General features: G+C 43.3%; 11 protein-coding genes and 1 pseudogene. 3 read left to right on the top strand and 9 right to left on the bottom strand.

Annotation, left to right across the window (positions count from 1 at the left end; all coding sequences use genetic code 11):
• Positions 1–40: 40 nt before the first annotated feature.
• Entirely contained in the window at positions 41–283 is a 243-nt protein-coding gene (locus V7K21_RS12570; RefSeq protein WP_335174646.1) for a hypothetical protein, read from the top strand.
• Positions 284–311: 28 nt separating this feature from the next.
• Here V7K21_RS12570 and V7K21_RS12575 read toward each other — a convergent pair whose 3' ends face one another.
• Both V7K21_RS12575 and V7K21_RS12580 read right to left on the bottom strand, forming a co-directional pair.
• Complete coding sequence (locus V7K21_RS12575; protein WP_335174648.1) at positions 312–1223, bottom strand: DUF1338 domain-containing protein; 912 nt, start codon at positions 1221–1223, stop codon at positions 312–314.
• Positions 1224–1397: 174 nt separating this feature from the next.
• On the bottom strand, positions 1398–2729 hold the full coding sequence (locus V7K21_RS12580; RefSeq protein ID WP_335174650.1) for an acetyl ornithine aminotransferase family protein: 1332 nt from the start codon (positions 2727–2729) through the stop codon (positions 1398–1400).
• A 465-nt stretch (positions 2730–3194) separates the two neighbouring features.
• Here V7K21_RS12580 and V7K21_RS12585 point away from each other — a divergent pair, with 465 nt between their 5' ends.
• A complete protein-coding gene (locus tag V7K21_RS12585) occupies positions 3195–3371 on the top strand; it encodes a hypothetical protein (RefSeq protein ID WP_335174652.1) in 177 nt (58 codons plus the stop codon).
• Positions 3372–3381: 10 nt separating this feature from the next.
• Here V7K21_RS12585 and V7K21_RS12590 read toward each other — a convergent pair whose 3' ends face one another.
• Positions 3382–3624 (bottom strand): hypothetical protein, encoded by a 243-nt coding sequence (locus tag V7K21_RS12590; RefSeq protein WP_335174654.1) that lies wholly within the window; start codon positions 3622–3624, stop codon positions 3382–3384.
• 122 nt (positions 3625–3746) lie between these two features.
• Here V7K21_RS12590 and V7K21_RS12595 point away from each other — a divergent pair, with 122 nt between their 5' ends.
• Positions 3747–4448: a DUF1003 domain-containing protein gene (locus V7K21_RS12595; protein WP_335174656.1), complete on the top strand. Its 702-nt coding sequence runs from the start codon at positions 3747–3749 to the stop codon at positions 4446–4448.
• A 75-nt stretch (positions 4449–4523) separates the two neighbouring features.
• Here the strand turns inward: V7K21_RS12595 and V7K21_RS30690 are convergent.
• From V7K21_RS30690 to V7K21_RS12620, 6 genes and pseudogenes are all read right to left on the bottom strand, one after another.
• A pseudogene (locus tag V7K21_RS30690) lies at positions 4524–4655 on the bottom strand (IS701 family transposase); the annotation flags it as partial.
• 42 nt (positions 4656–4697) lie between these two features.
• Entirely contained in the window at positions 4698–5915 is a 1218-nt protein-coding gene (locus V7K21_RS12600) for a M20 family metallopeptidase (RefSeq protein WP_335174658.1), read from the bottom strand.
• Positions 5916–6182: 267 nt separating this feature from the next.
• Positions 6183–6875 (bottom strand): DUF4337 domain-containing protein, encoded by a 693-nt coding sequence (locus tag V7K21_RS12605; protein WP_335174660.1) that lies wholly within the window; start codon positions 6873–6875, stop codon positions 6183–6185.
• 138 nt (positions 6876–7013) lie between these two features.
• Positions 7014–7916 carry an undecaprenyl-diphosphate phosphatase gene (locus tag V7K21_RS12610; RefSeq protein ID WP_335174662.1) on the bottom strand — a complete coding sequence of 301 codons (903 nt, stop codon included), beginning with the start codon at positions 7914–7916 and terminating at the stop codon, positions 7014–7016.
• A 445-nt stretch (positions 7917–8361) separates the two neighbouring features.
• Complete coding sequence (gene bioD / locus V7K21_RS12615) at positions 8362–9042, bottom strand: dethiobiotin synthase (RefSeq protein ID WP_335174664.1); 681 nt, start codon at positions 9040–9042, stop codon at positions 8362–8364.
• Positions 9042–10805, bottom strand: a complete 1764-nt coding sequence (locus V7K21_RS12620) for a protein kinase domain-containing protein (protein ID WP_335174666.1) — start codon at positions 10803–10805, stop codon at positions 9042–9044. The genes bioD and V7K21_RS12620 overlap by 1 nt, the downstream gene beginning before the upstream one ends.
• Between the last annotated feature and the right edge of the window lie 211 nt (positions 10806–11016).

The following is an 11016-nucleotide window of genomic DNA, read 5'->3' on the forward strand; positions in this document are numbered from 1 at the left end:
TGTTGCAAGCGTAGTTCGCCCAAAACACGAAACTCCGAGCTTGGAACACGAAACTCCAAGCTTGGAACATGAAACTTCGAGCTTTGAACATGAAACTTCCAGCTTGGAACACAAAACTCCGAGCTTTGAACACAAAACTTCCAGCTTTGAACACGAAACTTCCAGCTTTGAACATGAAACTTCCAGCTTGGAACACAAAACTCCAAGCTTGGAACATGAAACTTCGAGTTCAGAACATGAAACTTCGAGTTCAGAACATGAAACTTCGAGTTCAGAACTTTGAAGCTTATTTCTTCACTAACAACTTTAGGCTATTTAGATAAACGAGTCATTTCAAATAATTGCTGGGCATTACTTCCTAAAAAAGCATCGAAAAGTACCTGCTCTCCAGATTCCACTTCTACTAGATAGCGCTGGGCAATTTCATAATAGGCGTAAGTCCAAGGGATCTGAATTTCTGCGCCACTGTTATCATCTAACACTGTGACCATTTCTGTTACTGCTTGAGTTGCAGTTTGCCGCAAACCACAAGCAATATTTCCCTCTATCTCTGCTTTCATTGGTACACCCAGGTTAGCCAAAGCACTGGCGGTAGTATCAATGTCTGGATATTCTGGAGTATTCTGGCCGTTGACGTAGCCTGTAAAGTGATTGACACCATATCCGTGCAGCAATACCCAAGCCCCATACTGAGTAACCTGATTCACCTCTTCGACAACAGAACGCTGGGGAGGTAGCCAAGGGCGGGTGAAGACTTGCTGGAGTTTGGCAATAGTTTCAATGTTCCCGTCTTTTTGTAGAAGAGTAAGGGATGAGGTCAGTTCGTCTAGGATTGAAGATACTGTTTTAGAGATGAGTTGGGCAATATTAGCAGGCAATTCATCGACAATCAACTCGCTGATAAACAGCTTGGGTAAATTAAATTCCTCTTGCTGTGGATGACGATAATAACGGGCATACAGATGAGTTTGAGCAAAATTATACTCTCCAGCCGCCACATAACCTAAAGCTTCTGCAAGTTGCCCAAGGTTGTCAATTCCCAAGTTAAGTTGACCCTGTGGACTATCTACTAATAAACGCAAAGACCGAAAGGCGATGTGGTCGTTGGCGACAGTTCCACCCGCAGCAGTAATCATTTGCTGGTAGGTACGGGCATGATTTACCCTGGCGTTATATTCTTGCCAAAGTAATTTCCATAAATGAAGGGCAATTTCGGGTTTCATAAAGTATTGGATATTGGGCATTGGGGATTGGGCATTAGGTATGGGGCATTGGTTATTTCCTTCCTCGCTGTACCCTGTACTCTGCTCCTCTCCCCTAAGAACTTACAGCTATTTTCAGATAAATAGACCACGCTGTAGGGGCGCAAGACCTTGCGCCTCTATAACAAATGTGGTTCAAATAAATGAAAAATCCTGTAACACCTCGCTGATAATCTGAAGGGCTATCTGAATTTGGTCGCTGTCGATAACCAAAGGTGGACAGAAACGAATTGCTGCTTTCCCACAACCTAGTAACAATAAACCGCGTAAAAAAGCTTCTTGGATAATGTGATCGCGCAATTTATAATCAAGATTACCCTGTTCATCCAATAAGTCCACCGCTACCATCAAACCCTTACCTCGTGGCGGCGATACTTTGGGAAATCTTTGATGCAACTTGGTCAGACTAGCTTGTAATAATTGTCCCATTTGGGTGGCGTTAGTCATCAAACCACTTTCCAGCAGTCGCAGTGTGGCAATACCAGCAGCACAAGATACGGGATTACCGCCAAATGTGGTAGCGTGAGAACCGGGAGGCCAAGTCATTAACTCAGGTCTGGCAAGTATCGCTCCTAATGGCAGACCACTGGCAATGCCTTTGGCAGTAGTAATGATATCAGGCATCACTTTCCAATGCTCGATCGCAAATAGGCGTCCAGTCCGCCCCATCCCTGCTTGCACTTCATCCACTACCATCAGAATACCGTGGCGATCGCAAATATCCCGAATCCGCGGCAAAAAACCGTCCTCTGGTACGATATACCCACCCTCCCCTTGAATCGCTTCGACTACGATCGCCGCTACTTCTTGCGGTGGTAAAATTGTGCCAAATAGCTGTTTTTCCAGGTAATCTAAGCTCGTGTGAGTGCCGTAGGGGATATGAGTCACCCCAGGAACTAAAGGCCCAAAATTAGCTCGCTGCACTGCTTTGGAACCGGTGAGAGACATTGCCCCATAGGTGCGTCCGTGAAATGCACCTAAGAAGGCTACGATTAGCGATCGCTTGGTGTAATATCGAGCTAGTTTGATGGCTCCTTCGTTGGATTCTGCCCCGGAATTGGTGAAAAATACTTTTGCAGGGAACTCAGCGTTATTCTGTGGATTGGGAAAAGGGGCACGAATCGCTAGTTGTTCTGCTAGTTCCACCATCGGCTCATAATAAAAATCCGTCCCTGACATGTGCAGTAGACGCTCCGACTGTTCTTGAATTGCTTTGATGACTTCCGGGTGGGCGTGTCCGGTGGCGGTAACGGCAATACCTGCGGTCATATCCAGAAATACATTGCCATCCACATCTTCCAGCATACAGCCCTGACCGCGAGATACAACTAAGGGATAATCGCGGGTATAAGAAGGGGAAGTTACAGCGCGATCGCGTTGTACAATTGCTTGAGCACGAGGCCCAGGTAAGGAAGTTATTAAACGGGGTGTACGAGGTAAATTTAGTTGAATAGGAATACTTAACATTATTTTTTCGATTTTTTAAAGATTACTGAATAATTAAACGCTAAAGGTTGATTGCTTACAGTAGCATTTGATTCCATTAGTGTAGGAATTACGCATTTAACTAAAAATTAGAGTATACGTCAGCGATTATGGAAAATTACAGAAATCCTCAGAGGTTGCCCGTTTTCATAACACAACTTCTGCGATCGCGTCATCTTGTATTTTTTGAAGCATAATAGCTTCTCTATTAGATGTCAGGGTACAAGCTACAGCACATTTTTGAGAAAAAGGTGTATTACATCCACAGGAGAATTGCTTTATGCAAAAATTAATATAAGTCTCTGAGATAATCAACCAATAACTTGGGCATCTGGACAAAAGTTACACTGCGAGCAGTATGAAATTAAACAAGAGTTAGGACAGGGACACTTCGCAATTACTTATCTTGCTGAGGATCGGGATGGAAAGAATGTTGTAATTAAAACATTGAATCCCAATTTGCTTAACCAACTGACTGACCAAGACCGCAATCGCTTAAAATCGGGTTTTGCAGATGAATCCCTTAAACTAGTAATATGTAAATACCCCAATATTGTCGAAGACAAACCAGCACCCCCGACACAACAAACCCCATCGTCTTCGACTCAACCACAAAACAGGTAGTAGGCCACGTCTACGCAAAAGTTAGTTTTGGAGTCACATTTGTTGCTTTTGCGACTTCAATAGTTAGTTTTAAAGTCACATTTGTTGCTTTTGCGACTCCGAAAGTTAGTTTTGAAGTCGCATTTGTTGCTTTTGCGACTCCAAAAGTTAGTTTTAAAGTCACATTTGTTGCTTTTGCGACTCCAATAGTTATTTCAGCAGTAGCCAGAAGACCATGAATAAACTCCAAAAACCTTGTTTGATTCAGTAGCAATAGTAATCTACCAAAATCTATCTGTAGGTACTTTCATGCATTTTTCCTTTCTTCAAGTATCGCTTTCCAGTCAAAATTGAAGTTAGTCAGTTGAAGGAATCATTTATAACGCCAGACTACTAATGCAAACCAACGATCAACCAAATCCAAGTGATTCGCCCTCCGGGTTCAGCAGTTCGGACTCGACGGGAGCCGCCATCGCCCTTGGCGTCTCCCAAGGGGAGAAGACTCCGACAGCCTCACCGCAAGCATCGCAAAAAATTCTGCCCACTGCCCCATTACCAGAATCTATTAGTCAAAATATCGAGACTATTATCGCATTGCACAGACGTTCTGAAAAAAATGTCCCACAACACCAGCGCCTTGTAGAAACGATAACCATCTTTTTTGGTCGTCCTGTATTCCTGTATAGCATTGTGCTTGGGATTATTCTTTGGGTAGCACCCAATGCCTTACCACGACGTTTAGGTGTACCTAGATTTGAGGAAGTTCCATTTCCTTGGTTACAATTTTCACTGACTGCGGGTTCATTGTTGGTGACAACAGGGGTATTGATTAAACAGGAGCGACAAGAAAAGTTAGCAGAGCAACGGGCGCAACTTAGCCTTCAACTCAACCTGCTCTCTGAGCAGAAAATTGCTAAACTCATCGCTTTGATTGAGGAATTACGCCAAGATATTCCCAATGTCAAAAATCGCTCTGACCCGGAGGCTGAAATAATGAAGTCCCCTACTGATGCACACGCAATTGTAGACTTATTGGAAGAAACCTTAGCATCAGAGTTAGCAAATTTATCGCAGCAAGAAATATCAACTCAGGAGTAACAAAGTAAGCGTAGTCAGGACTTACGCAACTGTCACAAGCGATGGCGCGGTGCAGATGCGCCGTGCGCCAAACAACTAGGCGAGAAACATGGGAATAGCCGGACGTTTTAGTTGCTGAACTAAATAATTTGATAATAATCTATGCTTAATTTGATAGATTGTTTGACCAGTTTGATCAGCTAAATCTTTGAGCCTAAGCCAGAGTAAAAAATTGTAGTTATTAAAAACAGCTAATTTACACCCATTCAATTAATTTAAAAAGTTTTCCACGCATCTGACAAATATTTCCACACCCATTCCCAACGCCGTTTCATCAAAATCAAACCGGGGATGATGATGAGGATAGGCCAAGTCTTTCTCAGGGTTAGCAGAACCTAAGAAGAAATAGCAACCAGGAACCTCTTGCAAGAAGAATGACATATCTTCAGCAGCCATAGTTTGACATTCTGGCACAATACCCATCGGGGTTTCTACCACTTCTTCTGCTACAGTTCGCACCAATTCTGCCATCTTAATATCATTAATTACTGGTGGATAAAGTGACCAATATTCTAAGTCATAACTCGCACCATGACTTTGACAAATTCCAGCAATAATCTGCTCGACACGCTGGTTGAAAAAGCCTTTCAAACTAGGATTAAAATACCTGACAGTGGCACTCATTCTCGCTGTATCAGCAATCACATTCCGCTTGGTTCCAGCATGAAGTTCGCCTACTGTCACCACAGCCGAATCAATGGGATTAACATTCCGAGCGACAATGGTTTGCAAAGCACTCACAATTTGAGCAGCAACTACAACAGAGTCAACAGTTTGATGGGGTAGTGCGCCGTGTCCACCTTTGCCCAAAATTGTGCAGTTAAAGCACTCCACAGCTGCCATCAACGCCCCAGCCCGCACACCCACTGTTCCCAAGGGCAAATTATTCCATAAGTGCAAACCAATAATTGCGTCAACATCAGGATCTTTCAGGACTCCAGCTTCAATCATCGGCTTTGCGCCTCCTGGTGATTCTTCCGCGGGCTGAAAGATAATTTTCACGGTACCGGAGAAATCTTGGCGATGCTGCTGGAGATAATAAGCTGTACCTAAAGCGATCGCTGTATGTCCATCATGTCCACAAGCGTGCATCACTCCATCATGCTGCGATTTATACGGCACTTCGTTGAGTTCTTGGATTGGCAAAGCATCCATATCTGCCCGAATCGCTAAAACTTTCTTTGTGCCTAATTTGTTACCCTTGATGGTGGCAACAATGCCAGTGTGAGCAATGCCAGTTTGATGTTCAATTCCCCATTCTTGTAACTTTTTTGATACAAACTCAGCAGTCAGTTTTTCTTTAAAACCCAACTCTGGTTGTTGATGCAATCGCCGCCGCCACTCTATCAATTGTGGTTGCAATGAGCGGATTGAAAGTCGGATGCGAGATGGGTCAACAGAAGAAGGATTGGGAAAAGTAGAAACCATTATGAAGACAAGCTATTTTGAGTACAGCTAACTTAGTTTATTTTCCCAGTTTATCGTAGGGAATGCGGACTAGGGACTGGGGAAGAGTCAGAATCTTTTTAATCAATAAACCAAAAAGTTTTTCTTTAAAGAGCGATGCCTGCGGTGGTCACTGAGCTTGTCGTTCGCGCAGCGTCTCGTAGAGAAGTGCAGGCTATTCGGCGTCACTAATAATCAGTTATGTAGACCACAAGTAGTTCATCATTCCGCTAGCTTGCGAATAAGACTTCACAACACTTTGGGATTTGGGGGAGTACCAGTGAAAAGCACTATTTTTTTTTCGGCTGGCTTTTCTAAGGAATTTTCCGATAGTAATTTGGTCAATGCATCAGGGTGTAGTTGCCAGTTTAATAATCCGGATAACCCCATGACCAAGCCAAATATAGTTGGAAACAAGGCGAGATAGAACAACCATTTTTTCTGAGATAAAGATGTGATGGCAAATAGCGAGACAGAGAGCGATAAAGAGGCATCAGCTAGGTCAAACTGGTCGTCATGGTAATTAAGCTGGTCATAGGTTGTTTGATCTTTTTGGGCAACTACCTTCTGTTCCTGCTTTTTCTGGTCTTCTTTATCAGCAATTACTTGCTCAACGGCAATCTCTTTTTCATAGTCAGCCCTTACAGCAGCAGGTTGAGAAATAGATTGCAATTTGAGTTCTGTCACATTTGATTTAGCTATTTCTTCACGAATATTACGAGCCTGGTATAATGCCCAATCGTCAATTTTATTTGCTTGAGCTTGCTGCATTGCCTGAACCAGATTATCATCTTTGACTTTGCAGATCCCTATAAAGGTTGCTATCAATGCAACTGCAATTGCAACAGCACTATTTAGACGACTTTTGCGTTTTTCACGTTTAGCTGACGTTTCGGTTTCATCGTTTTCCTCCTCAAGCAGGTCAATCGGGTTTATGTCCATATCGTCATACCAATTTTACTTAAAGATAAAACAAGGGTTTCAGTGTCAAAAAACTTTTGTATTATTCATCTAATACTGCTGCTCACAGTTTTCTGTTCTTCTGTTCCGATGCTACTAATACTCCATTATCAGTTAAAATCAATTCTGCAACCAACCAGCCATCACACTAACTATCAAAAATATACCCATTGCAAAACGGTAGAAAACAAAAATCCAGGTACTGCGTTTTTCCAAGTAGCGTAGGAGTCCCCAAATTGCTATAAAAGCGGAAATGCTGGCGGAGATTAAGCCCACCAACAAAGTCAACCAACCAGCCGTACTCAGTCCTGCTTTCGTAAGAGTGTGGAGTTCTACAGCACCTGCCAAAATCACGGCTGGTAAGCCCAACAAAAAAGAAAATCGGGCAGATGTCTCCCGTTCCATACCCAAAAATAACCCAGCAGTGAGGGTGGAACCAGAACGAGAAACGCCAGGGATCAGGGCAAAAGCTTGAGCAACTCCTACCCAAATACCATCCCAGAGGGTGAGGTTGTCAAAAGTGCGATCACGTCCTCCGCGTTTTTCTGCGATCGCCAGCAATCCTGACATAATAATTGAAGCCGCACCGATAACTACTAACCCTCGCATTGGTGAGTTGCAGGCATTAAGAATTGGTTTGAGTAGCACACCAGCCACAGCAATGGGCAAGGTTCCTAGCAATAAGCCCAACATCAGTTGCAAAGAACTAGATTGATAGTCTTGTCCGCTAATTGCCCTAAGTGTCTCTCCTGTTAATTTTTTTAAGTCTTGCCAAAAATAGACTAAAACAGCAGTCAAGCTAGCTAACTGCATTGCTGCTGAAAAAGCAGATCCCGGATCTTTCAGTCCCAGTAGAGTTGGCACTATCCGCAAATGAGCAGTACTGCTAATTGGTAGTAGTTCTGTAATTCCCTGAACGATGCCTAAAATAATTACGTCAATCCAGCTAAGGTTAGCAAAGTCTAGATTCACTTCACTACCGTTGCTACAGACTGCACTCGCCACCACAAAAGAAAGCATCATAATATCAGGCGTAAATAGTTTACTTCTAATCAAATACTGACAAAGTAACTTATGTCAGTGACACTTCTGTGACTAAGACATGGCACTTGGATGACATCTAAATACAAATACAAAATATTGTGTGTTCGCGCGGCGTGCCGTCAGGTAAGGAAGACCATTTAGCAATTCTAAAAACCTCTTTAACTACTCATGTTTCGCACAGACGAAAGCTGCTAATGAAGTAGTGTTTTAGTCCCAAAAATTAAATAAGGCAGGTAAATCCTGCCTTGTGCGTCACTAAATTTAGGTTAATTTCATCTTTTCTTACCATTGCACGTCTTATTGACAAAGCTATTATCAAGTTATGTCAGAACTGTGACTGCATCAGTTGTAAACAGGGATTGAACGTTCACTACGATCAGTTACTTAAATTTTTTTCTCCAATGCCCAATCCCCAATGCCCAATTTAAAGTGTCAGTGTTTCCCAATCTAAATCTGATGCTACTTGAGCAAGTTTATCTAAATCAGTCAGGTTATCTAAATAGGGTAAGCAGCCTAAAACTGGCGTGTTAGTGAGTGATTGAATCAATTGGTGTGGTGTCCAGTCGGCTATTTCTGCATCCGTTCGAGGTTGTAGGCAGTTTAGAACAATGCCTTTGAGATTGATGCGCGATTGTCTAGCTAATGCTATGTTCGCCACTGCTTGAGCGATCGCACCCAATCTAACTGGCACTACCAATACCGTTGGTAAACGCCATTCCCCCGCTAAATCAGCTACCGTTAATTCCTCAGTTACTGGCGAACCTAATCCTCCTAAGGCTTCTACAAGCACAAAATCACGATGCGATCGCAACTTAGATAAAGCTTGCCACACAAGTGCTAAATCTACTCGGCGATTTTCCCGTGCTGCTGCTATGGGAGGGGCTAAAGATGCTTCAAAGTATAACGGTGTAATTTCTTCAGCAGATTGTTCTAGTGCAAATAGCTTTTGATACCACTCGCGATCGCCAATTCCTGATTGAATCGGTTTCATGATTCCCCAGCTACGCTGCGGGTAATATTTTTGCCAATAGGCTGCTAATGCTGTTGTTAAAACAGTTTTACCAGCTTCTGTATCAGTTCCAGTAATCAGTAGTGTGTTTAACATTAATTTCTTTGGCCAGAAAATGGTTGTGTTCCATCAGCCGGCGGTAAAGTTGGCGTTTCACCAGTTGTAGGAATTGGGTTAGGTGTTTGTGTCGGAATTGGCAAGGGTGTCTCTGTCGGAATTGGCAAGGGTGTCTCTGTCGGAAATGGCAAGGGTGTCTCTGTCGGAATTGGCAGGGGTGTTTCTGTCGGAGTTGGCAAGGGTGTCTCTGTCGGAATTGGCAAGGGTGTTTCTGTCGGAAATGGCAGGGGTGTTTCTGTCGGTGTTGGTTTGACTGGTTTTTCTAATGCAACATTGAGGTTGTAATTGTTTACGGCAACTCCTGAAAGCAGTGTTAACTCAATAGCATATCTACCAGTAACCAGTAATGTACCTTCATAAGATGTTACTTGCTGGATATTCTGATCAATTGGTTGTTGATTGGGACTGAAGACTGTTAGCAAAACGCTGCTTCCTGGGTCAAGAAACGCAGTTAACTTGTCACCTTCCTGCCCAAAAAAAGTGTAGCGGATTATTTGATTTGTTTTGAGAGTATCTTTAACCGTGGCTGTGTTATTTGCTTTCAGATTGAGCCGCCTACTAGATACAACAGGTTGTTCGTTGGTGGGTGTGGATGTAAATGTACTACCACCAGAAATCACTGGTGAAGGGAAATTTTGTGGAAGTGTCTCACTTGGTGATGGTTTTGACTGACTGCGGATGGAACTCACTAATGCCCAAGAACCAAATCCAGCGATGATCACTACAGCAATGGCAATTGCTGCGATCGCCAACGGATTATCCAAGATTGAGCTAGTATTACTTGGTGGAATCACAGGATCGGGTTGTTTCTTCTTAGGCGAAGCTGCTGGTGGTACTAAGTTAGGCCGGCGACCAACAGCCATTGTTTGCAAGTTTGATACATTATTAGGGGTAGGGACACTGGGTTGAGCCAATTGCAGTGCTTGGGATACATTAGCAGCACTTTGGTAGCGATCGCTCGGTATATGATTCAACATGCGATTCAACACTATAGCAAATCGCGGATTCACTCTTACCCACCGCTGCCAATTCCAAGTTAGTTGGTTTTCATCAAATAGATCCCTTGGTTCTTTACCAGTCAGCAAAACAATCGCACTCACCGCTAATGCATACAAGTCACTACTAGGATAAGCTCCCCCTGTTTGCATTTGTTCACTAGGAGAGTAGCCTAATTTTCCCACAGTAGTTTCTGGCATTGGGCTATTTGGCGATCGTAAACGCTCTGCCAGTTCCTTTACCACCCCAAAGTCAATTAACACAGGTTTAGCGTCACTATCTCGCAAAATAATATTTTCTGGGGAGATATCTCGGTGAATAATCCCTCGACTGTGAATATGCTCTAAAACAGGTAACAACAACTGTATTAGCTGCAATACTTCAGCCTCTGTAAAGGTTTTACCCACAGCTTGACGTTCAGCCAGTAGAGTTCGGTACGTCTGACCTGCAACGTAGTCCTCCACCAAAAATAAGCGTTGGTCTTGCTCAAATCTTTCCCGGAATTTAGGCACCTGTGGGTGTTCGATTTGATATAAAATGGCAGCTTCCCGGTGAAAAAGCTCTTGTGCCTTCTTCCAAGCCAAAGCCTTCGTTGCTGTTGAAATCAATTCCTTGATCGCGCAAAGTTCGTTAAAGCGCCTCTGGTCTTCTGCCAGATAGGTTCTACCAAATCCTCCTTGTCCAAGAATTTGAATTATGCGGTAACGGTTTTGCAAGACAGTGCCAACTTTAATCGGTGGTTGCATGATCGATTGATTGAGTGTATTAGCAACTGAGGAGGAAGTCACCCACAAAGATTAAGTCCAAGAGGCGACACAGTCACATGCAGCGATATTTTACCTTACATAATAGTTAGGAGTATACGCAAAGTCATACTTCAAGTGCCTTATGCAACTCTCTTAACTGTCTACAGTAATTTATGTATGGGGTCTTCTCCCCTGCCCCCTGCCCCTTTTC

This window comes from Nostoc sp. (assembly GCF_036919595.1).
Lineage (GTDB): Bacteria > Cyanobacteriota > Cyanobacteriia > Cyanobacteriales > Nostocaceae > Nostoc.

What these genes read in the sequence shown, in the direction of transcription:
- V7K21_RS12575 (WP_335174648.1), bottom strand. Translation starts at nt 1,223, where the DNA reads ATGAAACCCGAAATTGCCCTTCATTTATGGAAATTACTTTGGCAAGAA.
- V7K21_RS12595 (WP_335174656.1), top strand. Translation starts at nt 3,747, where the DNA reads ATGCAAACCAACGATCAACCAAATCCAAGTGATTCGCCCTCCGGGTTC.
- V7K21_RS12600 (WP_335174658.1), bottom strand. Translation starts at nt 5,915, where the DNA reads ATGGTTTCTACTTTTCCCAATCCTTCTTCTGTTGACCCATCTCGCATC.
- V7K21_RS12620 (WP_335174666.1), bottom strand. Translation starts at nt 10,805, where the DNA reads ATGCAACCACCGATTAAAGTTGGCACTGTCTTGCAAAACCGTTACCGC.
- V7K21_RS12605 (WP_335174660.1), bottom strand. Translation starts at nt 6,875, where the DNA reads ATGGACATAAACCCGATTGACCTGCTTGAGGAGGAAAACGATGAAACC.
- bioD (WP_335174664.1), bottom strand. Translation starts at nt 9,042, where the DNA reads ATGTTAAACACACTACTGATTACTGGAACTGATACAGAAGCTGGTAAA.
- V7K21_RS12610 (WP_335174662.1), bottom strand. Translation starts at nt 7,916, where the DNA reads ATGATGCTTTCTTTTGTGGTGGCGAGTGCAGTCTGTAGCAACGGTAGT.
- V7K21_RS12580 (WP_335174650.1), bottom strand. Translation starts at nt 2,729, where the DNA reads ATGTTAAGTATTCCTATTCAACTAAATTTACCTCGTACACCCCGTTTA.